The 22,748-nt window shown below is 63.5% G+C and carries 16 protein-coding genes and 1 pseudogene; 1 reads left to right on the plus strand and 16 read right to left on the minus strand.

Annotated elements, in window-relative coordinates; all coding sequences use genetic code 11:
* Positions 1–3: 3 nt before the first annotated feature.
* The 7 genes from X727_RS161755 to X727_RS161725 all read right to left on the minus strand — a co-directional run bounded on the left by X727_RS161755 (position 4) and on the right by X727_RS161725 (position 10,780).
* On the minus strand, positions 4–765 hold the full coding sequence (locus tag X727_RS161755; RefSeq protein ID WP_023686315.1) for a hypothetical protein: 762 nt from the start codon (positions 763–765) through the stop codon (positions 4–6).
* Positions 762–1,640, minus strand: a complete 879-nt coding sequence (locus X727_RS161750; RefSeq protein ID WP_023833549.1) for a glycosyltransferase family A protein — start codon at positions 1,638–1,640, stop codon at positions 762–764. Before X727_RS161750 ends, X727_RS161755 begins: the two co-directional genes overlap by 4 nt.
* A complete protein-coding gene (locus X727_RS161745) occupies positions 1,633–2,568 on the minus strand; it encodes a glycosyltransferase family 2 protein (protein ID WP_023686317.1) in 936 nt (311 codons plus the stop codon). Before X727_RS161745 ends, X727_RS161750 begins: the two co-directional genes overlap by 8 nt.
* Before the next feature lie 101 nt (positions 2,569–2,669).
* Positions 2,670–3,554 (minus strand): transglutaminase family protein, encoded by an 885-nt coding sequence (locus X727_RS161740; RefSeq protein WP_023683456.1) that lies wholly within the window; start codon positions 3,552–3,554, stop codon positions 2,670–2,672.
* Position 3,555: 1 nt separating this feature from the next.
* Positions 3,556–5,967: a circularly permuted type 2 ATP-grasp protein gene (locus X727_RS161735; protein ID WP_023833550.1), complete on the minus strand. Its 2,412-nt coding sequence runs from the start codon at positions 5,965–5,967 to the stop codon at positions 3,556–3,558.
* Between the two features lie 6 nt (positions 5,968–5,973).
* Positions 5,974–9,333, minus strand: coding sequence for a transglutaminase family protein (locus tag X727_RS161730; protein WP_023833551.1), 3,360 nt, complete (start codon positions 9,331–9,333; stop codon positions 5,974–5,976).
* A 250-nt stretch (positions 9,334–9,583) separates the two neighbouring features.
* Complete coding sequence (locus X727_RS161725; protein ID WP_023691708.1) at positions 9,584–10,780, minus strand: acyl-CoA dehydrogenase; 1,197 nt, start codon at positions 10,778–10,780, stop codon at positions 9,584–9,586.
* A gap of 106 nt (positions 10,781–10,886) precedes the next feature.
* On the opposite strand from X727_RS161725, the pseudogene X727_RS01000000164370 reads away from it, so the two are divergent.
* Positions 10,887–11,802: pseudogene (locus X727_RS01000000164370) on the plus strand (LysR family transcriptional regulator).
* Positions 11,803–11,813: 11 nt separating this feature from the next.
* On the opposite strand, the gene X727_RS1000000165475 reads toward X727_RS01000000164370, so the two are convergent.
* The 9 genes from X727_RS1000000165475 to X727_RS161685 form a co-directional block, all read right to left on the minus strand.
* Positions 11,814–11,996, minus strand: coding sequence for a hypothetical protein (locus X727_RS1000000165475; protein WP_023725140.1), 183 nt, complete (start codon positions 11,994–11,996; stop codon positions 11,814–11,816).
* A 65-nt stretch (positions 11,997–12,061) separates the two neighbouring features.
* Positions 12,062–14,383 (minus strand): Tex family protein, encoded by a 2,322-nt coding sequence (locus X727_RS161720; RefSeq protein ID WP_023833552.1) that lies wholly within the window; start codon positions 14,381–14,383, stop codon positions 12,062–12,064.
* Positions 14,384–14,497: 114 nt separating this feature from the next.
* Positions 14,498–15,679 (minus strand): serine hydrolase, encoded by a 1,182-nt coding sequence (locus tag X727_RS161715; RefSeq protein WP_023683463.1) that lies wholly within the window; start codon positions 15,677–15,679, stop codon positions 14,498–14,500.
* Positions 15,680–15,712: 33 nt separating this feature from the next.
* Positions 15,713–16,909, minus strand: coding sequence for a serine hydrolase (locus X727_RS161710; protein WP_023833553.1), 1,197 nt, complete (start codon positions 16,907–16,909; stop codon positions 15,713–15,715).
* Positions 16,910–16,971: 62 nt separating this feature from the next.
* Positions 16,972–18,006, minus strand: a complete 1,035-nt coding sequence (locus tag X727_RS161705) for an extracellular solute-binding protein (RefSeq protein ID WP_023683465.1) — start codon at positions 18,004–18,006, stop codon at positions 16,972–16,974.
* Between the two features lie 23 nt (positions 18,007–18,029).
* Positions 18,030–18,830 (minus strand): ABC transporter permease, encoded by an 801-nt coding sequence (locus tag X727_RS161700; RefSeq protein WP_023671766.1) that lies wholly within the window; start codon positions 18,828–18,830, stop codon positions 18,030–18,032.
* Complete coding sequence (locus tag X727_RS161695) at positions 18,823–19,743, minus strand: ABC transporter permease (protein WP_023691712.1); 921 nt, start codon at positions 19,741–19,743, stop codon at positions 18,823–18,825. The genes X727_RS161700 and X727_RS161695 overlap by 8 nt, the downstream gene beginning before the upstream one ends.
* Before the next feature lie 2 nt (positions 19,744–19,745).
* Positions 19,746–20,846 (minus strand): ABC transporter ATP-binding protein, encoded by a 1,101-nt coding sequence (locus X727_RS161690; protein WP_023833554.1) that lies wholly within the window; start codon positions 20,844–20,846, stop codon positions 19,746–19,748.
* A 156-nt stretch (positions 20,847–21,002) separates the two neighbouring features.
* Positions 21,003–22,682: an amidohydrolase gene (locus X727_RS161685; RefSeq protein WP_023833555.1), complete on the minus strand. Its 1,680-nt coding sequence runs from the start codon at positions 22,680–22,682 to the stop codon at positions 21,003–21,005.
* Between the last annotated feature and the right edge of the window lie 66 nt (positions 22,683–22,748).

A 22,748-nucleotide genomic window follows, 5' to 3' on the forward strand; every position in this document is an offset into this window, starting at 1 on the left:
TTGCTATGGAATGTGGTCGGGTCCACCAATGGTGGCACCAGCCGGCACGGCCATCCAGAGGCCGCCATCGTCGACGTGAGGCGGATGGTAGTCGCGCCCGGGCGGAATCTGTTCGAACACGGCCCCTGCCTCATCGGCAAGGTAGTCATAGCCCACATCCTGCAGGAGCCCCTTTGGATCCAGGTGGTGGTAGAGATTGCGGCGGGCGATCCGCCGCTTCGGCTCCATCATCTTTAAATGATAGAGGTTGAGCCCGCTGTTGCGGGCCTTGAAACCAAGATCGGGAGGATACCAGAGCCCGTGCAGGTCCTCTGGTCGGTACTTCGCCGGATCGTAGGCTCTGAACAGACGATACTGGAACTTTTCGGCCCACAGCCCGTCGACCCGGTACTCGGTCGGCGAATACAATTCGCGGAGCCGGAACCCCCAGGCCATGCGCCTGTAATCCCCCGTCAGCTGTCCGATCCGCTCCGCGGTACCGCGTTCCAGCCGCTCATCGGGATCAATAGCCAGGATCCAGTCGGCGGCAGCTTCATGCGCTGCGTCGAGCAAGATCCGCCGCCGCTGCGGCTCGCTGCTGAACACGCCGGTCGCCCCGCGATCGTCATAGGCAATCCAGCCGTCAACTACCGGATCGATATTGGTGATCAGATCGGCAACCAGATGCGCGTCATAACGATAGCTGAAAACTGCGACCGTTCTCTGCCGCGTCCAGAACAGTCGGCTCCGTCGCCAGCGTCGAGGCTTGATTTGGCTCGTTATCATTTTCTTGTTGCCGCTTTCACGCGATTTCGCACGCCAATATAGACACCCACGGATTTGACCAGCAGGGCAAGCCAGACAATTGGCATCGACATCATCGCGAAAGTTCGATCCCGATCGGAAAGCCCGATCTTCGCCAGCTTGCGGGCATTCCGCCGATCGCGAAACGTGTCGCGAAAACACCGAAACGGAGTGTTCAGGGCGGACGCTGCGAGGTAATCGCCGCGGCGACAGCCGCGCCTGTACTGATCGGCAAGCAATCTGGACAGCCGGGTTTCGTTGCGATGAACGGTTTGCACCTTAGACTCCCACACCGGCTGCAGTTCCTGCGGCAGCCGCCCCAGGAATTCGGTGTCTTCGGCAGCAGGCATGGTTTCATCGAACAAGCCAAATTCATCGAACAGCCGCCGATCGAACGACACGCCGTAACGCAGCGCACGATCCGACGGCAGACCGGGAAGCCGTCGCATGAACATGATCAGATGAGCCGCACAGGCGATCAGATTGCGCGGATGGCTATTCACCATCGCGCTCGCCACGGCGCGGTCGCCAGCCAGATGCCGCTGCATCCGTGCCTCGGCCCAGCCCGAACAGGCGAGGCAATCATCGGCAAGAAAGGCAACGAAAGGCGCTTTGGTGGCCGCAATGCCGAGGTTGCGGGCTGCGCCTACAAACAGCCTTCGACCGACCTCGATCACTGGCACCTTGACCCCGGCGCCGGTCAGCAGCGCCAGGACCTCGCCTCCGCCCGAGTTGACCACCATGATCTCGAGCGGCTCATCCTGATCCAGCAGGGATGTCACCGCCTCGACGATTTGAGCCGGCGCGCGATAGCCGATGACAATGACGGCAAGCTGCGGCGGGGCTGATTCAGGCACGTTGCAACTGGACGCGCGGAGAGGAAAACCAGCGCCGCAGCGCCAGCTTCAGCTGGTAGCGCCTGCAACGCCAGGTGTTCGACCGCACCTTCGGCGCCGCCGCCGCGATCCTCAGGAACCGCGCCGCCGTCTCCAGATCGCCGCGCGCATAGTGAACCCGGGCGATCTTGAGGGCGACCAGCCCCTCCCTGGTCTTTAGCGACGACAGTGGGATGCCACAGTCAGTCAGCTCGCGCAGCGCCAGCCGCCAGTCGAGAAAGCGGCGCACCGGCCTGGTGATGAAGCGATCATCGGAACGCACTGCCGAAACGTGGTAGATCATGACGGGATGCACGATCAGGGCAAGCGACGCCCTGCCCATCAGCCTGGACCAGAACAGCGTGTCCTCGTCATAGGCAAGCCCGGTCGGGAAGCGCGTGTCGCCGACGACGCGCCGGGAAACCAGCGCACTGCCCACGGCGATCGAGCGAATGTGACCTTCCAGATAGGCCGAGGCATTGGCTATACCGTCTTCTATGTAGCCGGCTGGAAGCTTGAGGTTCCGGTTCTCGCCATCGGTGCGCCGACGGTAGGCGCCGATCACCATGTCGGCGGCCGGTTGCTCCCCCGCCCGGACCAGCATCGACCGCAGCCCGCCCTCCAGATGCAAGTCGTCGGCGTCGATCAGGTAGATCCAGGAGCATTGCGCCTGCGCCAGCGCCACATTGCGGGAGCCGCCCGCGTCCCGGCAGCTGCTCTTGAGCACGCGCAACGGCAACGAGAATTGCGTGGCGGCATTCAGCGCGGCTTCTGCCGTCCCGTCCGAGGAGGAATCGTCGACCAGCAGCACCTCGCCGATAACCTCGGCTTCGGAACGAAGCGAGGCCAGCGTGGCCGCAATGGTTGCCGCCGCATTGTGCGCCGGGATGATGACGCTGATTGCCGTCAATACCGAACTCCGCATCAGCATGCCTGCCGACCGATCCTCCCCGAAGTTTCGACCGAGCATAACGGGCATGGCCGTTGTTGAGAAGCTGTGCTTCGAGGCTGTCAGGCCTTCTCGAGCGCGACCGGGATGACGTCGACGGCCTGGTCGCCGACCTGGCCGCCGGTGGTTTTCAGCACGCCGACGATCGGAGCCACGTCGGAATAGTCGCGGCCATAGCCAACGGTGATGTGGTCGTTGCTGGCCCGCATGCCATTGGTCGGGTCGAATTCCTGCCAGCCGGCATCGCGCCCACACCACACCTTGACCCAGGCATGCATGGCATCGGCGCCTTCGAGCCGCGGCTTCCCTTTCGGGGGAATGGTGCGCAGGAAGCCGCTGACATAACCCGCAGGAATACCTAGCCCGCGCAGGCCGGCGATCATGATGTGGGAGAAGTCCTGGCACACGCCCCGCTTCAAACGGAAGGCATCGCTGGCCCCGGTACGCACCGTGGTCGCTTCCCCGTCATAGGTGAAGTCGCGGTGGATGCGGTTGCACAGATCGATGGCCATGCCGACCGTCGAGCCGCCGGCGCTGTCGCGGGCATAGGCGGTGATCGCCGCATCGATGCCGGCATGATCGCTGGCGGCGAGAAAGTGATGCGGTGCATCCGGCGCCAGTGACCGTACGGCGCCGAGTTCTTCCCGCAGGCGCTGCAGATCGGGCGACACGTCGAGCCCAGGCTCCGGCCGTGACACCGACACGCGCGCGCTCATTCTGATGTCGAGCCCGTCATGGACGTCGCGAAAGGCGATCGCGGTGACATTGTTGCCGAAGAAATCGGCAAAATCCGTGCGCTCCGATGGGGTCGGCACAAACGAAAGCGAGGCCGCGATCACGCGCTGCACGCCGGCAATGGTCGGCGGCAATACACGCACCTGATGCCGGCTGCCACCGGCCGCGGCGTCATAATCGTAGCTGAGATGAAGCCTGATATCGTACAGCATGTTAACCGAAATACGCTTTAGCCAGGCTGCTATAGAGGTTGCCGATCTCAGTTGCGAGATCGTCCAGCACCTCCGCCGACATCTCCGATGGCTCCATGACGGCAATTGCCGTGTTGAGCTGCAGGATTTCCTTGGCCGCGACCGACATATGCCCCTCCGGCCCAACCGATGGCAACAGGCCGATCTCCGCCTTCAGCCGTTCGAGCTGGAACAGGATCGAGCGCGGGTTGAGTGGGTCGAGCGCCAAGAGGTCGATCACCGTGCGCCGTCCGGCCCGCACCGGATATTGCCGGCGGTGGGTCATGACGCTGTCGCCGATCTCCAGCATCATGTCGAGCGAGCCGTCCGGCGCACCGGACCTTGTCAGTCGGGCTAGCGTACGGGCGATCTGGATGCCGCGCTCGATCCGCCGGCCGATCTCGAGGAAACGCCAGCCGGTGAAACGGTACATATTCTCGTGCAACAGGCCAGAGAAACCGGCGAGCTTGCGCAGCATGACCGTCATCGCCCGTGTCGCGTCGTCACCCGGCGCCACCGTGGTGGCGAACTGATGAATGGTCTTCGACAGGTCCTTCAGCGCCAGCCAGCCATCGGGCGAAAAGCGGTCGCGGATCTGTCCGGCGCTGTAGACGGCGCTGTCCAGCGTGCCGATCAATCCGGGCGGAATGGCCGCTTCGAGATCGATGCCGAAGGGTTCGAGATAGTCCCTGATATCGGCGAGCAGCAGCATGTCAGGATCGGACGTCTCGGCCAGCCGCACATGATAGGCGCGCAGGATACGCACCGTATCTTCCGAACGCTCGATATAGCGGCCGAGCCAGGTCAGGTTTTCCGCCGCGCGGCTGGGCAGGCTGCCCGGCATGGTGCGGACGAAGCTGTCATGCTCCTGCGGCAGCAGCGTCTCGCGCTCGACCGACCGGTCGCTGACCACCCAGACGTCGGCCGCCTGGCCGCCGCGCTGCATGGCGATGGCCGTCGGGTCGAGCGAAAGGCCGACACGGGCGAAACCGCCGGGCATTACCGTCCAGCCATCGGGCGTGCGCGCGAGATAAACGCGCAGGCTTGCCGGCCGTGGCTCCAGCCAGCCGCCGACATAGACCGGCGTCGTCGACAGCGTCACCGCTTCCTGGCCGACGAAACCGCTGCCATCGCTCTCGATGCGCGCGATCAGCGCGATGCGTTCCTCCGGCGTCAGTGCCGAACCGAGCCTGGTCTGGCCGTCATCCTCAAAGGCCAGCCGCGTCGACAGCGCCGGACCGATCACCATGCGATCGATATTGGCAAGCACATGGGCCCGTTCGGTTGCTTGCCCGCACCACCAGGTCGCCACGCTTGGCAACAGAAGTTCTTCGCCGCGCAATGCGCGCGAAATCTTCGGCAGGAAAGCGAGCAGCGCCCGGGTTTCCATCAAGCCCGAACCCAGCGCATTGACCGTCGAAACCGTGCCGCGGCGGATCGCCTCGACCAGCCCCGGGGTGCCGATATGCGAGTCTGGCCGCAGTTCCAGCGGATCGGCGAAGGCGGCATCGAGCCGCCGCCACAGCACGCTGATCGGCATCAGCCCCGAAACCGTGCGCACCATCAGCTTGCCGCCGGCGACGGTCAGATCCTCGCCCTCGAGCAGCATGATGCCGAGATAGCGGGCGATATAGGCGTGCTCATAATAGGTCTCGTTGAGCGGCCCCGGCGTCAGAATGGCGACGCGGCCGTCATTCTCCTTCGCCATGCCGATCAGAGCATCGCGAAAGCGACGGAAGAAACCGGCCAGGCGATGCACATGCATCTCGCCATAGATGTCGGACAAAGCCCGCGTCGTGGCGACGCGGTTTTCCAGCGCAAAGCCGGCGCCCGACGGTGCCTGCGTGCGGTCGCCCAGCACCCACCAGCTTCCATCCGGCCCACGGCCGAGCTCGAAGGCGCAAAAATGCAGGAAATGACCGCTGGCCGGCATGGTGCCGACGACGGGGCGCAAAAATTCGGGGCTCGCCGCAATCAGGCCTGCCGGCAGGATTCCCTTCTCGATCAGCCGGTTCGGGCCATAGATATCAGCGACTATCTCCTCGAAAAGGTCGGCGCGCTGGACGAGACCGGCGCTGATCCCGGCCCATTCCTTGTCTTCGATCAGCAGCGGGATATGCGCCAGCGGCCATTCGCGCTCATTGGCGCCGGCCTTGTCATAGACGCGGTAATAAACGCCGGCGTCGCGCAGATACTGGTCGGCGCGGGCAAAGCGCTGGCCGAGCTTTTCCGGGCCCAGCTCCTCCAGCGCCTCGATGAAGGGCGCCCAGGCCGGACGCGGACGGCCCGAAGCATCGACCATCTCGTCGACGACGCCGTCAATCGGCTGGTAGTGCTCCAGCAGACTGTGCCTCAGCGGCTTGCCGCGGACCTTTTTCTGATTCCCCTTTGCCATCGCTGATCAGAGTCTTGCTGGCCGCCTGAGGTCAAGGGTCATGGGGAAGTCTTCAGAGGCTTCTTCATTGCGCACCACATAGGCCGACGGCGTATGGCCGCGCGGCTCGAAGCGGGCGAGACGCCGCGCCTCAGCCTCATTGCCGTTGACCGGGAAGGTGTCGTAGCTGCGCCCACCTGGATGCGCGACATGGTAGACGCAGCCGCCCACCGCCCGCCCCGACCAACGGTCGTAGATATCGAAGACGAGCGGCGTGTTGACCGGCAGCGCCGGGTGCAGGCCCGACGAAGGCTGCCAGGCCTTGAAGCGCACACCGGCTACCGCGACCTCGCGATTGTCGGTGACCTTCATCGGCACGATTCGGCCATTGCAGACAATGGCATGACGTTCCGGGTTGAGCCCTTCGGTCCTGACCTGCAGCCGTTCGACCGAGGAGTCGACGAAACGCACAGTGCCGCCGATTGCGCCTTGCTCGCCCATGACATGCCACGGCTCCAGCGCCTGCCGCAGTTCCAGCTTGATGCCGGCATGCTGGACTTCGCCGCAGAACGGAAAGCGGAACTCCAGCTGGGCATCGAACCATTCCGGCCGGAATTCGAAACCGTTGAGCTTGAGGTCGTCGAGCATGTCGAGGAAATCCGCCCAGACATAATGCGGCAGCATGAAACGGTCATGGAGCGAGGTGCCCCAGCGCACGAAGCGGCCATCAAGCGGGTTGTTCCACGCACGGGCGATGATGGCGCGTACCAGCAATTGCTGCGCCAGCGACATGCGCGCATTGGGCGGCATCTCGAAACCGCGGAACTCAACAAGCCCAAGCCGGCCGGTCGGGCCATCGGGCGAAAACAGCTTGTCGATGCAGATTTCCGAGCGGTGCGTATTGCCGGTGACATCGGTCAACAGGTTGCGAAACAGTCGGTCGACCAGCCAAGGCAGCGGTGGGTTGCCCTGGCCCGGGTGCGGCACCTGCGCCATCGCGATCTCGAGTTCGTAAAGCGAATCGTGCCGCGCCTCGTCGAAGCGCGGCGCCTGGCTGGTCGGGCCGATGAACAGGCCGGAGAATAGATAGGACAGCGACGGGCGCCGCTGCCATTGCAGCACCAGGCTCTTCAACAGATCGGGCCGGCGCAGGAACGGGCTGTCATTGGGCGTCGCGCCGCCGACGACGACATGGTTGCCCCCGCCGGTACCGGTGTGGCGGCCGTCGATCATGAACTTGTCGGCGCCAAGCCGCGTCTGCCGTGCTTCCTCGTAGATCGCCGTCGTCGTCGCCACGCAGTCCTGCCAGTTGGCAGCCGGATGGATGTTGACCTCGATGACGCCGGGATCGGGTGCCACCCTGATGACGTTGAGGCGCGGATCGTGCGGCGGTCCATAGCCTTCGATATGCACGGGAAGGCCGATCGCCTTGGCCGCGTTTTCGGCGGCTGCGACGAGTTCGAGATAGTCTTCCAGCGCCTCGACCGGCGGCATGAACACGCAAAGCCGCCCGTCGCGCGGCTCGACCGAAAGTGCTGTACGCACCGCGCCGCCGATCTCGGTGATCTCCTGCTCCACCCGGTCTTGCTGGCCGGTCGCCGCAGTGAACGATACCGCCTGCTGGCGCCGCGCCATCTCCTCGGCGCCTTCCAGTTCGGCCGGAGCCGGTTCTGGCAGTATGGCTTCCCGCGCCGGCAGCGGTCCACGCGGCAGCGACGGATCGACCGGCACGATATAGGGGAACTGTGCCGGCGGCACATAGGGCAGCGTGCCCAGCGGCAGGCGGTAGCCGACCGGGGAATCGCCCGGCACCAGGAACAGCCGCCCGCGCCGCGTCTTCCACTTCTCCGAGCGCCAGCGCGGGTCCGATGCCTGGCTGTTCCAGCGCTGGACCGGCAGCACATAGCCGGACGGCTTGGTCAGCCCGCGCTCGAACACTTTCGCCATGCGGCTGCGCTCTTCGGGGTCTTCCAGTTTGGAGTTGGACGGATCGACATTGTCGGGCAGCTTGCCTTCCTTCAGCAGCCATTCGGCCGGGTCCTCATAGGCCTCGCTGACCATCGCCTTGTCGATGCCGAGTTCGCCGGCGATTGCCGTCAGCAGGCTTTTCGCCTGCTGCGGCCCGACCTTCGCATCGCTCTTTTCGTGTGCGATCAGCGACGGATCGCTCCACACCGGCTGGCCGTCGGTGCGCCAATACAGCGAGAAGGTCCAGCGCGGCAGGCTCTCGCCCGGATACCATTTGCCCTGGCCGTAGTGGAGGAAACCGCCCGGCGCGAAGCGCTCGCGCAGTTTCCGGATCAACGCGTCGGCCTTTTCGCGCTTGGTCGGGCCGACGGCGGCGGTGTTCCACTCGGCGGACTCGAAATCGTCGATCGACACAAAGGTCGGCTCGCCGCCCATGGTCAGCCTGACATCACCCGCTTGAAGTGCGGCGTCGACCTTGTTGCCCAGCGCATCCAGCGCCTGCCAACTCTCATCCGAGAACGGCTTGGTGATGCGCGGATGTTCGGCAATGCGGTCGACACGCATGTCGAAGCCGAACTCGACATTGGCAAAGCTCGCCATGCCGGAAATGGGCGCGGCGTTGCGGAAATGCGGCGTGGCCGCCAGCGGCACATGGCTTTCGCCGGTGAGCAGGCCCGACGTCGGATCGAAGCCGATCCAGCCGGCGCCCGGCAGATAGACCTCGCACCAGGCGTGCAGGTCGGTGAAGTCGACGGCGGTTCCGGCTGGGCCATCGAGCGCGACCAGATCGGGCTTCAGCTGGATCAGATAGCCTGAGACGAAACGCGCGGCGAGGCCGAGATTCCTGAGGATTTGCACCAGCAGCCAGCTCGAATCCCGGCACGATCCCTTTTTCGCGGCCAGCGTTTCCTCCGGCGAGAACACGCCGGTTTCCATCCGCACGATATAGGCGATCTCCCGCTGCAGCCGCGCATTGAGGTCGACGACGAAATTGACGGTGTTGGTGGCGCTACGGTCGATGGTTGCGAGGAAAGCAGACAGCAGCGGCCCCGCCGGCTCCGGCGTGCGGTAGATGGCGAGATCGTCCCTGATGTCTTCGGGGTACTCGAACGGGAGGGTCTCGGCCGATGGCTCGACGAAGAAATCGAACGGATTGTAGACCGTCATGTCGGCGACGAGGTCGACCTCGATCTTCAATTCCGTCACCGGCTCCGGGAAGACGAAGCGGGCCAGGAAATTGCCGTAGGGGTCCTGCTGCAGATTGACGAAGTGGTTCGCCGGCCCGACCTTCAGCGAATGGCTGAGCACCTTGGTGCGGGAATGCGGTGCCGGCTGCAGCCTGATGACCTGGGGCCCGAGAACCACCGGCCGGTCATATTTGTAATGGGTCAGGTGGTAGACGGCTGCCAGTATTGCCATGGGGCCCCGGAGATCGGCGTTTCTTCAGCCGAACCCTGACACATCTATTGGCCATTCTCCAAGCAGAGATGTTGCGCTGCACCTAAATTAAGCAGCCGAAGCCGGCTACGCTGTGTCGAGATTCAGGTCAGGCCGAGTCGAAAATGGCTGATACCGAGAACCGGCGCAGAGCGTACTTTTGGTACGCGAGCACCGGAAGCGCAGACATCGGCCATTTGCAGGCCGGCCTCACCTGAACATCGGCACAGCTTTAGAAAAACGCCTGTATCCCCGTCTGAGCCCTGCCAAGGATCAGCGCATGCACGTCATGCGTGCCTTCATAGGTGTTGACCGTCTCCAGGTTCTGCGCGTGGCGCATGACGTGGTAGCCGATCTGGATGCCGTTGCCGCCATGCATGTCGCGGGCCTGGCGGGCGATGTCGAGCGCCTTGCCGCAATTGTTGCGCTTGACGATCGAGATCATCTCCGGTGCCATCTTGCCCTCGTCCATCAGCCTTCCGACCCGCAAGCTGGCCTGCAGGCCCAGCGCGATCTCGGTCTGCATGTCGGCGAGCTTTTTCTGGAACAGCTGCGTGCCGGCGAGCGGCTTGCCGAACTGCTTGCGGTCGAGTCCATACTGCCGGGCCCGGTGCCAGCAATCCTCGGCGGCGCCCATCGCGCCCCAGGAAATGCCGTAGCGGGCCCGGTTGAGGCAGCCGAATGGGCCGCCGAGGCCCCTGGCATTGGGCAGCAGCGCGTCTTCGCCGACTTCGACGCCTTCCATCACCACTTCGCCGGTGATCGAGGCCCTAAGGCTGAGCTTGCCGCCGATCTTCGGCGCCGACAGCCCCTTCATGCCCTTCTCCAGCACGAAACCGCGGATTTCGTCCTTGCCGTTGTCGCCCTTCAGCTTCGCCCAGACCACGAACACGTCGGCGATCGGCGCGTTGGATATCCACATTTTCGAGCCGGAAATCTTGTAGCCGTTCGCCGTCTTCTCGGCCCGCGTCTTCATGCCGCCCGGATCGGAACCGGCATCCGGCTCGGTCAGGCCGAAACAGCCGATCCATTCGCCCGAAGCCAGCTTCGGCAGGTATCTCTTGCGCTGCTCTTCCGTGCCATAGGCATGGATGGGATACATCACCAGCGACGACTGCACGGACATCATCGACCGGTAGCCGGAATCGACCCGCTCGACCTCGCGCGCCACCAACCCGTAGGTGACGTAATTGGCGCCGAGCCCGCCATATTCCTCGGGAATGGTGATGCCGAGCAGGCCGGCCTCGCCCATCTCGCGAAAAATGCCGGCGTCGGTCTTTTCCTCGAGATAGGCCTCCTCGATGCGCGGCGCGAGCTTGTCGGCGGCAAAGGCGGCCGCGCCATCGCGCACCATGCGCTCATCCTCGGAAAGCTGGTTCTCGATCAGGAAGGGGTCTTCCCAGACGAACGCGTTCTTGTCGGCGGCCATGGCTTCGCTCTCTCCCAAAATCTTGAAGTGCTCGGGCTTATCCACCTCCGCTTCGGAAAAATCAAACAAAATTGCATCACAGATCAATGAGGTTTAGTAATGGATCATGAACGTCCAACGCCGGCTTTTACCCAGCACCAGCGCCCTTGCCGCCTTCGAGGCCGTGGCCCGCCTTGGCTCCTTCACCGCTGCCGCCCAGGAACTCGATTTGACCCAAGGGGCCGTCAGCCGCCAGATAGCACTTCTGGAGGAACAGTTCGGCCGCCGGCTGTTCGAGCGCGACAGCCGCAATGTTCGGCTGTCCACGGCGGGCGAAATCTATGCCGAAGCCGTGCGGGCGGCACTCGGGCAATTGCGCGACGCCGCGCTCGGATTGATGAGCAATCGGCATAGCGGCATGCTGAACCTCGCCATACTGCCGACCTTCGGCACGCGCTGGCTGATGCCGCTGATCCCGGATTTCGTCGCAGAAAACCCTGACATCACCATCAACTTCGTCACCCGCATCGGCCGCTTCGACTTCGCCCGCGAGCGGCTCGACGCCGCCATCCATCATGGCCAGCCCGACTGGCCGGACGCCGACTCCACGCTTCTGATGCGCGAGNGAGACCGTAATGCCGGTGGTCTCGCCAGACTTCCTTGCCAGCCGCGATATCACCACGGCGGCCGACATCAGCCGCCTGCCGCTGCTGCACATGGCGACGCGTCCCGGGGCCTGGGGCGAATGGTTCGAGGAACAGGGCTTGAGCGCAGCGATCGGACCCGGCATGCAGTTCGAGCAATTCGGCACCGTTGCCCAAGCCTGCATGGCGGGGCTTGGCGTCGCGCTCCTGCCGCAAGTTCTTATCGCCGGCGAATTGCAGCGCGGTCAGCTCGTGCCGGCACCGGGACAGCCGATGCAAAGCCGCAGCGCCTACTACCTCGTCGTCCCGAACGACAAGCGCGGCCACCCGCCCGTCGTCAGTTTTCGCGACTGGCTGCTGGGCCAGGTTGACAAGGAACCGGCCGTTCTGGCCTGGTAGCTACTTCCGCTTCATCGGCTCGGTTTCCGGCTGGAAGCGCAGCGTTTTTGCGACTTGCGTTCGGCAACTTTCGCATCGAGGTTGCTTTTGATCCGGGCGAAAGCCTGGTCTCCATCGACCGAACTGCCACTCGCCATGCCCTCGTCCCAAAGACGCCCCAACTCTTGGACACTCACTTTCTCGAAACTTGCCATATCGCGCGTATCTCCACACAAGGATGGTAGATAACGCTCTAGCGATTGCAAGGAACCATTCGAGGCTACTTCCGCTTCAAGGCATCGGCCAATGCTGCGCCAAACGCGCCTTGCTGTGCCGGTCGTTCCGGCTGACGCTGCGGCATCGGCGAAGGTTGCGCCGGCTTGCCGCCGCCATTGTCGCGCGGCCCCTTCGGCGTCCCGCCCTCGCCGCCGTCCTTGCGCATGGACAGCGCGATGCGCTTGCGCTTGATGTCGACATCGACGACCCGCACCTTCACCACGTCGCCGGCCTTCACCACCTCATGCGCGTCCTTGATGAAACGATCGGCCAGTTGCGAGACATGCACCAGCCCGTCCTGGTGCACGCCGATATCGACGAAGGCGCCGAAGGCAGCGACATTGGTAACGGTGCCTTCCAGAAGCATGCCGGGCTTCAGATCCTTGATGTCGTCGATGCCATCGGCAAAGGTTGCGGTCTTGAAGCCGGGGCGCGGATCGCGGCCGGGTTTTTCCAGTTCGGCAATGATGTCGCGCACCGTCGGCAGGCCGAAGCGTTCGTCGACGAAGACTCGCGGATCGAGCGCCTTGAGCGCTGCGCTGTCGCCCATCAGCGAGCGCACATCGCGGCCGCAGGCGGCTACGATCTTCTTGGCCACGCCATAGGCTTCCGGATGGACCGACGAGGCGTCGAGCGGCTCGCTGCCATTGGCAATGCGCAGGAAGCCTGCGGATTGTTCGAACGCGCGCGGTCCGAGCCGCGCCACCTTGAGCAGTTCCTTGCGGCTGGCGAACGGCCCGGTCGCATCGCGATGCGCGACAATGGCATCGGCAAGCGACGCGCCTAGGCCTGACACGCGGGCCAAAAGCGGCGCCGAGGCGGTATTGAGATCGACGCCGACAGCATTCACCGCGTCCTCCACCACCGCCTCCAGCGAGCGGCCAAGCCGGTACTGGTCGACATCATGCTGGTACTGGCCAACGCCGATCGATTTCGGCTCGATCTTGACCAGTTCGGCGAGCGGGTCCTGCAGGCGCCTGGCGATCGACACCGCACCGCGCAGCGACACGTCGAGCCCGGGAAACTCAGCCGCCGCTGTCGCCGAGGCCGAATAGACCGAGGCGCCGGCCTCGCTGACGATCACCTTGAGCGGCTTTGGCCCACCATCCGAAGGCATGTCGGACAGCATGTCGGCGACCAGCTTTTCAGTCTCGCGGCTGCCGGTGCCGTTGCCGATCGAAATCAGCTCGACCTTATGCTGGCGGATGAGTGCTGCGAGCTGGGCCTGTGTGCCGCGCACATCGTTCCGCGGCGGAAATGGATAGACGGTCGTCGTCGCCAGCACCTTGCCGGTGCCATCCACGACAGCGACCTTGACGCCGGTGCGGATGCCGGGATCGAGTCCCATGGTCGGCCGCGAGCCGGCGGGTGCTGCCAGAAGCAAATCCTTGAGGTTGCGTGCAAAGACATGGATCGCCTCTTCCTCCGCCCGCTCGCGCAGGTCGCGCATCAAATCGAGCGTCAGGTGCAGCGAAAGCTTGATCCGCCAGGTCCAGCCGGCCACTTCCATCAGCCAGCGGTCGCCCGGCAGGCTGCCGCCGATGGCGTAGGCATTGGCGATCATCCGCTCGACCGGCTTCACCGGCGAGGCATCGTCGGCATCGACCTCGATGTCGAGCGACAACACCTCTTCGTTGCGGCCGCGCAGCATGGCCAGCGCGCGGTGGCTCGGAACATTTGCCCAACGCTCGACATGCTCGAAATAGTCGGAGAATTTCGCCCCGGCCTCCTGCTTACCGTCGACGACACGGGCACGCATGAAAGCGCGCTCCTTCATGTAGGTGCGAAGCTTGCCGACCAGATCGGCATTTTCCGCAAACTGTTCCGACAGGATGTCGCGTGCGCCTTCCAGTGCGGCCTTGGCGTCGGTCACATCCTCGGTCACATAAGCCAGCGCCGCCTCGGCGGGCACCAACGACCGGTTGGCCAAAATAGCCTCCGCCAATGGCCCCAGCCCGCGCTCCCGGGCGATCTCGGCCTTGGTGCGGCGCTTGGGCTTGTAGGGCAGGTAGATGTCTTCCAGTTCAGCCTTAGTGGCGGCAGCCACAATTTTGGCCTCTAGTTCCTCGGTCAGCTTGCCCTGCTCGCGGATCGAACCGAGAATGGTGTCGCGGCGCGCATCGAGTTCGCGCAGATAGGCCAATCGCTCGGCAAGGTCGCGCAATTGGGTGTCGTCGAGCCCGCCGGTGACCTCCTTGCGGTAGCGCGCCACGAACGGCACCGTCGCGCCCTCATCGAGCAGCCCTATAGCTGCCGATGCCTGCTCCGACCGCGCCCCGATCTCTGCCGCGATGATGGATGCGATGCGTTTGCTGTCTGCTGCCATGCTGGTCCCTGTCGCAAAGAGCGGCGACCATAGGCGCTGATGTCCGTCCCGCCAACCGCAGTGTTCTCAAGCGTCAAAGAGGTCCACAGGAAAGCGCCTTGCTTTGGCTCGTCCTCAGACCATCCCGCTCAGCGCCTCGAAAAAGGCAACGATCTCGCGTTCGAGCGGATAATCTTCAGGCACCGGCTGCGACCCCATTTTTGCAATCACCACTTCCGTCTTCGGGTTGACGTAGAGCCATTGGCCGTGGATGCCGATGCCGCAGAAGGCGCCGTTTGCCGCCCCCGTCTGGTACCATTTGTTACGGTAACGGCCCTTTGGGAACAGATGCACCATTGTGCCGCGCTGCCAGGCCTCCGCGCTGCCGCCGGCAACGGTCGTATCGCGCACCCAGCCTTCTGGCACGATGCCGCGGCCATTGGCCGTGCCGCCCTGCCGCATCATCTCGCCGATACGCGCCAGGTCGCGCGGCGTCACCGAAATGCCGCCGGCGGTGCGCGCCGTACCTTCCATGTCGACGCCGATCGAAGCCTCGCTGACTGCACCCAGCGGTAGCCACAGTTTCTCGCGCATCAGGTCCGGGAAGCGCTGGCCGGAAGCTCGTTCGAGCAGCAGGCCGAGCAGATCGGAATTGGGCGAACGGTAGCGGAAGGTTTTGCCGTGCGGTTCTTCGAGCCGCTGCAAGGTCAGAATGAATTCGCGCAAGCTTTCAGTGCCGCCGCCCGGATTCCACAGCGTCGCGCGGCGGTAACGGGCAAAGGCGCTTTCGGGATCGAGATAGGCCTCCTCGAAATCGAGGCTGACGCTCATGTCGAGTACATGCCGGCAGCTTGCATCGGCATAGGCCGAGCCGGCGGCTTCCGGAATGTACTGGGTCACCGGCGCTTCCGGGTCGAACACGCCCTCGCCTTCCAGTATTCCGGCGATGATCGCGGTGACCGATTTGCTGATCGAAAAGATGATGTGACGGGCGCCGAAATCCATATTGGGCGCGAACCAGTCGCCGATGACCTTGCCAGCCTTCATCACCGTCAGCGCGTCGCTGCTCGAACGTGTGAGGAATTCGGCCACCGTCTCCGGCGCGCCGGCGGCGGAGACGTTTTCGCCGAGCAGGCCGCTCAGGTCCCGCACCGGTGCCTCGACGCTTCCCAGCGTCGCCGCCACGGGGGCGGTCGGCACCAGCTCGCCAAGGTTCTGGAACGACCAGCGGTTGAACGGGCTTTCGCGCCAGTTGGAGAGCAGCACCTCATTGCGGGCAAAGCCGTAGCGGGTCTCGAACGCGGTCTTGCCAGTCATGAACGTTTCCTCGGAGGGATGATTTGTTGTGGGTCAACCAAGCGCCTTGGCGATGGCGTGCACCGCCTTCAGCGTTGCTACCGAATAGGCGACATTGCTGAAATCCGGATAGGTCGAAAGCTTGACCACGACCATGCCGGTGTCCCAGTCGACATGGATCATCTGCCCGAACACGCCCCGGCACATCAGCGCGCGCGAGCGCGGGTCTTCGATCCAGAACTGGTTGCGATAGCTGCCTTCGGGCAGGCTCGGATTGAAGTCCGGCCCATGCCTGCCGTTGCGCGTCGCCTCGATCCAGTCGGCCGGCACGATGCCGCGGCCCTTGTCGAGAATCAGCTGGCCGAAGCGGGCATAGTCGCGCAGCGTCGCGTTGAAGCCGCCATCGGCCAGCGCATAGCCGGCGCTGTCGACCGTGAAGCAGGCGCTCTCGTCGGCGCCGAGCTTTTGCCACAGCTCCTCGGACACCAGCTGCGCCAGCCGTTTACCGGTGACCCGCTCCATGATGAAGGCAAGCACGTCGGTCTCGATCGAGCGGTACTCGAACGCGGCGCCATGCGGCCGCACCTTGTCCTTCAGCTGCAGGATCAACTCGAACAGATGCGGCGGCCATTGGAAATCCGGATCGCTGTCCGGCGGCACCGGCTTCCAGCCCGTGGCGACATCAACCTGGCCGATGTCGGAGTAACGGTCGGTGTATTCCTCGGAAAACCGCACGCCGGTGGTCATATCCAGCACATGCTGCACGCTGGCGCCGTCCCAGCCGGTCGCGCCGAGCTCCGGCAGATAGGCGGTCACCGGTTTGGCCGGGTCGATCAAGCCGCGCCCAACCAGAATACCGAACACGGTGCCTGTTACCGACTTCGCCATCGACTGCGACAGATGCAGCGTGCGCTCGGCCATGCCGTTGAAATAGCGCTCATAGGCGACCTTGCCGTCTTTGAGCACCAGGAAGCCGTCCGTGTAGGTCTCGTCGAGCAGGCCAACGAGCGTCGTCGAACGGCCCTTGCTGTCTTCCACCGGCAGCGCGTCGAGATCGGTCCCTGCGCGCTCAAGACGATGGCGATGGCCATTACCGCGCCAGACCTCGATGGTCGGCAGGAATTCGCGGATGTGTTGGAAGGCCCAGCGATTCCATGGCGGCCGGTCCCAGTCGAGCTTCGGCAGCACCATTTGAGGCGGCGAGCCCTGCATGATCGACGGCCGCGGATCGCTGTTGCGATAGGAGTCCATGAAAGCCATTCCGGAAAAGAAAAGACCCGGCGGCGCATGCCGCCGGGTCTGTCAGACTGCGGTTATTTCTGCAGTTCGGTCCAGATCTTGGTGTAGATGTCCTGGATCTCAGGCGCGCACATCTTCTGGAATTCGCCTTGTGCCTTCGCAGCCTCCGGAATGACGACTTCCGGGGCATCCTTCATATCGGCCGGCATGTACTTGTCCGAGCCGGTAATGGCGTTTGCGTAGCGATGGAAGGCCGAGAGGCCGGCCGCGTTTTCCGGATCCATGATGAAGTTCTGGAACAGCTTGGCGTTCTCGACATTTTTGGCTTCCTTGAGAACGACGACGTTATCGCTCCACAGGCCGTAGCCTTCCTTCGGATAATTGTAATGGATGGCCGGATTGGCCAGCCGCTGACGCAGCGCCGAACCGTTCCAGTCGCTGGTCGCCTTGAAGTCGCCGGCGCCCATCTTTTCGATGGTGTTGTATTCCATGGCGATCCAGTTCGGCTTGGCCGCGACAAGCGTGTCGCGCACCTTCTTCAGCACCGTCTTGTCGTCGGTGCACTGCTGGCCGCCGACATATTTGATCGCCGCGAAGATAACGTCATTCATCTCGGGAACGACATTGGTCTTGCCCTTCAGCTCGTCCGGCGTGTTGAAGATGATGCCCCAGCTGTCGGCTGGTCCCTTGTAGGCATCGGTGTTGACGACGACGCCGACGGTGCCCAGCGCCCACGGCACGGAATATTTGCGGCCGGGGTCGAAGTCTGGATTGGCCCATTCCGGCGCCACGTTCTTGAAGTTCTCCATCTTGCCCGGATCGGTCTCCTGCACGAGGCCCTCCTTGATCCAGATCGGCACGTAGGTTTGCGACGGAACGGCGATGTCGAAGCCGGTGCCGCCCTGGCGTACCTTGGCGAGCGCCGTATCGTTGGAATCGTAATCGGTGATGGTCACCTTGACGTTGTATTTGGCTTCGAACTTTTTGATCACGTCGGGGCTGGTATAGTTGCCCCAATTGTAGATGTTCAGCTCGCCATCGGCGCTGGCCAGGCTCGTCGTTGCGAGCAGCGCCAACCCCATGGCGGCTGTCGTTGTTTTCCAGTTCATGGTTTTAGCTCCCATTTGTCGGTTCAGTCTCTTTTCCTGCTGACGAAGAAAAACAACGTGACGATCGCGACCGAAAGCAGCAGGAAGGCGGTCGATATCGCGTTGATCTCAGGCGTGATGCCGCGGCGGATCTGGCCGAGCATGTAGGTGGGCAGCGTATCCTGGCCGCCCGATTTGACAAACTCGGTGATGACGACGTCATCGAGCGAGATGACGAAGGCCAGCATCAGTCCGGCCAGTATGCCGGGCCACAAAAGCGGCAGCGTGATGCGGCGGAAGGTCTTCCAAGGCGTCGCGTACAGATCGGCGGCCGCGCGCTCCAGCGTCAGGTCCATGTTTTCCAGCCGCGCCCGGATCGGCAGATAGGCGAACGGGATGCAGAACGCCGTGTGCGCGGCGATCAGATAGCCAATGCCGGAATAGCCGGTGAAGATCTTGATGCGCGAGAAGAAGATCAGCAGCGCCACGCCGGTGACGATCTCGGGCACCATCAGCGGCTGGTTGATCGCCGCATATTTGAAGGTGAGGCCCGGATAGGACGCGGTGCGCGTGGTGGCGAGCGCGGCCATGGTGGCAAAGATTGTCGACAGCACCGCAGCGACGGCGCCGATCTGGAACGAGCGTAGCGTCGCGTCGATAACTTGCACGTTCTGCCAAGCCGACTGGAACCAGCGCATCGAAAAGCCGCCCCATTCGGACGTCGAGTTCGCCGCGTTGAAGGCATAGGCGACCAGCACGATGATCGGCAGATAGAGCACGATAAAACAGGTCGCAGCGATCACCGTGAAGCCGGTCTGGTGCTTGATGGAAAAGTTCTTAGCCATGCCGCGCCCCCGACTTGCCGGCATTGCGCACATAGGCAAGCAGCGCCACCATGACGATGATCATCACCGTGATCGACAGCGCCGAGCCGAGCGGCCAGTTGCGGCCTTGGCCGAACTGCAATTCGATCAGGTTGGACAGCATCATATTCTTGCCGCCGCCAAGCACGCTCGGCGTCACATAGGCGCCAAGGGCTGGAATGAAGACCAGGATGGAGCCGGCAATGACGCCGGGTTTGACCAGCGGGAAAATGATCTTCCGCAATACCTTGAATCGGGTCGCGTAGAGGTCGTAGCCCGCCTCGACGAGGCGAAAATCAAGCTTCTCCATGCTGGCATAGATCGGCAGCACCATCAGCGGCAGATAGACATAGGCCATGCCGATCAGAATCGCCGTGTCGGTGAAGAGGATCTGCACCGGCGCCGAGACGATACCAAGCTTGATAAGGATGGTGTTGATGATGCCTTCGTTGCGGATGATCTGCAGCACGGCGAAGGTGCGGATCAGAAGGTTGGTCCAGAACGGAATGGTGATCAGGAACAGCCAGAGATCCCTGGTTTTCTCGCTGCGCGTCGCCATGAAATAGGCGGTTGGAAACCCCAATGCCAAAGTGGCGATCGTCGTTATCACCGCCAGCTTGATCGAGCGCCAGAAGATGGTGACATGCGCTGCCGCAAGCGAAAGCGTATCGTCGAAAATGTCGCGTTCCATGAACACCGACAGCCAGGCATCGGGCGAAAACTGCCACTTCACATCGCCATAGGGGCCAGGCGTCAGGAACGAGTAGATCAGCACGATCAGCAAGGGGCCGGTCGCGGCGAGGAAGATCACCAGCAAGGCTGGCGCTGACAGCAGCCAGCGGTCGCGCACATCGCGTCGCTCCGCTGCCTTGGCGACTTGTTCCGCGGTCGCCATGATCAGTCCTTCAGCACTTGCGCGGCGTCGTTGCCGATCGTGATGCCGATCTGGCCGCCCTGCACGAAGCCGTCACCGGCGCCGCGGCTGTTCTGACGCCGCACGATGAACGGCTCGCCACCGGCAAGGCGCAGATGGAAGTGCGTGTCGGTGCCGAGATAGACGATGTTTTCGACGGTACCGGACAGCGAAGCGCTCGGGCTGGCCGTGCCCAACTGCGCATGCTCTGGACGCACGACGATGGTGACCTTGCCCCTGGGGCTGAAGCCTTCCGGCAGCGAGGCTGGGATTTCCACACCAGACGGCAGCTTCACCGTCGCCCGGCCACCAGTCGCGCTAACCACATCCGCCTTGAGGAAGTTCGACTCGCCGATGAAGTCGGCGACGAAACGCTCGGCCGGCCGGTCGTAGATGTCGCGCGGCGAGCCGACCTGCAGGATTTTGCCCGACGACATCACCGCGATGCGGTCCGACATGGTCAGCGCTTCCTCCTGGTCGTGGGTGACGAAGATGAAGGTAATTCCGGTCTCGTGCTGCAGCCGCTTCAATTCGATCTGCATTTCCTTGCGCAGCTTGTAGTCGAGCGCCGAGAGCGGTTCGTCGAGCAGGAGCACCTTGGGTTGCGGCGCCAGCGCCCGGGCGAGCGCCACGCGCTGCTGCTGGCCGCCGGAGATCTGGCTGGTTCGGCGACCCGCCAGCGCCTCCATCTTCACCAGTTTCAGCATCTCGGCGACGCGCGCCTTGATCTCGGCCTTCGGCTTGCCCAGCATTTCCAGGCCAAAGCCGATATTGTCGGCGACCGTCATATGCGGGAACAGCGCGTAGGATTGGAAGACGGTGTTGACCGGCCGCTTGAAGGGCGGCAACGGCGCGATGTCCTGACCGTAGAGGAGGATTTCGCCGGCGGTTGGAAAGTCGAAGCCGGCAATCAGCCGCAGCAACGTGGTCTTGCCGCAGCCGGATGGTCCCAGCAGGGTGAAGAACTCATTCTCGCGGATGGATACCGAGACCGTATCGAGGGCAGCGACCTGCCCCTCACCCGATCCGAAAATTTTACTGACGTTTACGACTTCAATTGCATTCCGATCCGGTTTTTCCGGCACGATACGCCTCACTGTTGACCCCGCTCTTGCTGGCGGAGTTTTTCCCCTGTTCGATGTGACCACACGGCCGGTAGGTTGGCAAGTCCGGCATTGAATCACAGTTCAGTCGGTCATTTCGTCTTGCAAGCGGCAAGCTGTGCAAGCCGCATGCCATTGTCAGGCCTGGTAGGTGACCTTGCCACCGCAGACCGTCGTCACCGGTCGCAGCTTGTGCAGATCGGCCGGCGCCGTCTTCTCGATATCGGCCGACAAAACCACCAGATCCGCCATGTAGCCGGGTTTCAGAACGCCTTTGCGATGCTCGGCGAATTCGGCATAGGCGCCCTCGACCGTGTAGGCGGCAATCGCTTCCTGCAGCGAGAAACTCTGGTCAGGATCGCCTTCTGCCCATGGTTTGCGCTGCACTGCCGCCTGAATGCTCAGGATCGGGTCGATCGCCGCCACCGGCCAGTCCGAGGCGAACACGACATGGGCGCCGGCGCTTTTCAGGGTGCGCCAGGCATAGCTCAGCGGCCAGCGGGCCGGTCCGATGCGTGACACCGTCGGCTCCAGTGGAAAATCCATGGCGCCGGGCGGATGCGACGGCTGCATCGAGGCGATGACGCCGAGTTCGGCAAAACGCGGCACGTCGGCTGCTGTGGTGACCTCGATGTGCTCAACCCTGTGCCGGCTGTCGCGCCTGCCATTGAGCTTCTGCGCCGCCTCGTAACCGTCGAGCACTGCGCGCACCGCGCCGTCACCGATCGAGTGCACCGCGATCTGCAGCCCGCGTTTGTCGATAGCCACGGCGAGATCGATAAATTGCTGCGGCGTGAACAGCGGCTCGCCGACCCAGTCGGGACGATCCGCATAGGGTTCGACCATAACAGCGGTCCAGGAATCGAGCACGCCGTCATAGAACACCTTGACCATGCCCGATGACAGCCACTCACTGTGGTAGCGCTCGGCCATGACGGACGCCTTCTCGAGCATGTCGAGTGTCATGAAATTCTTGTAGTGGAACGGGATCTTGACGCGGCAGGGCAATCCCTCCTCGGCCTCGATCTCGGAAAGCAGTTCGAGCTGGTAGAGATTGCCGTCCATGTTCTGGATCGAGGTGATGCCGTGGCGCGCGCACCATGCAAGCCCGCGCCGCATGATGTCACGGTCAGCGGCCCGCTCGGCGGCCGACGGCATTGGGTCGGGCTCACCGCCGGTCGACAGCCCCAGCCGCACCCGGCTTTCGCCGGCAAGGTCGAGCACCGGACCGAAGGCCTCGCCCTCGCGCAATTCGCCCGCGGCCAGGCCGTCGCCACCCATCACGATCTCGTTGCCCGGACCGAGCGTGCGTCCCTTCAGGATGCCGGCTATCTCCAACGCCTTGGTGTTGGCCCACATCGTATGGTGGTCGGGCGCTGCCATGCAGAAGGGGCGGTCGGGCAGGATGGCGTCGAGATGATGGCGTGTCACCCGCTCGTCGCCGAGCACGGTGTAGTCGACGCCCTGGCCCACAAGCATTTTCGCCTCGGGCCGCGTCGTTGCGTAGTCGCGGATGGCGCTTTGAAGCGCCTCGAAGCCATGGATACCGCCGAGTTGAAGATGCGCGAGCTCGGCCCCTCCCGAGAACAGATGCATGTGGGCTTCGATGAAACCGGGCAGGACCGAACCGCCCTTGGCGTCGATCACCTCTGTGGTCGTTCCCTTGAGTTTTTCGATGGCGGCGTGGTTGCCTATGGCGATGATGGCGCCGTCCTTGACGGCAATCGCATCGGCGGCGGGATTGTCATCGTCCATGGTCCGCACGCGACCATTGATGACGATCAGATCAGCATTTTGACCCGCACCCGTGACAGACATCGCGACTCCGCGCTTTTGACGACTGGCTGAGACCGACAACCCTCTTGTCCGACAAGCTGCCACTCC

This window comes from Mesorhizobium sp. L103C105A0 (genome assembly GCF_000502215.1).
GTDB lineage: Bacteria > Pseudomonadota > Alphaproteobacteria > Rhizobiales > Rhizobiaceae > Mesorhizobium.